Origin of the sequence: Nocardia cyriacigeorgica (assembly GCF_010858045.1) — a bacterium.
Taxonomy (GTDB): domain Bacteria; phylum Actinomycetota; class Actinomycetes; order Mycobacteriales; family Mycobacteriaceae; genus Nocardia; species Nocardia cyriacigeorgica_E.
In genome coordinates this window covers 1-365 of record NZ_JAAGVC010000164.1, presented here as the reverse complement: position 1 = coordinate 365, position 365 = coordinate 1, and the positions used below count along the sequence as shown (strand labels likewise).

General features: G+C 64.4%; 1 protein-coding gene. It reads left to right on the top strand.

Annotated features, from left to right (window positions below):
- On the top strand, positions 1–365 hold a 365-nt coding region (locus tag GV790_RS29190; RefSeq protein ID WP_163818034.1), incomplete at both ends, for an HDIG domain-containing metalloprotein.

Genomic DNA, 365 nt, shown 5'->3' with positions numbered 1-365 from the left:
CACCAGCACAAGGACGTGTACTGGCATTCGCTGACCGTCCTCGACCAGGCCATCGACCAGGAGGAAGGCGATCCCGACCTGGTGCTGCGCTGGGCGGCGCTGCTGCACGACATCGGTAAGCCGGATACCAAGCGCAACGAAGCGGGCGGCGGCGTCAGCTTCCATCACCATGAAGTGGTCGGCGCCAAAATGGTGCGCAAGCGCATGCGTGCGCTGAAGTATCCGAAGCAGTTCACCGAGGACGTGGCCCGGCTGGTCTTCCTGCATCTGCGGTTCCACGGCTACGGCAAGGGCCAGTGGACCGATTCGGCGGTGCGCCGCTACGTCACCGATGCCGGTGATCTGCTCCCCCGACTGCACAAACT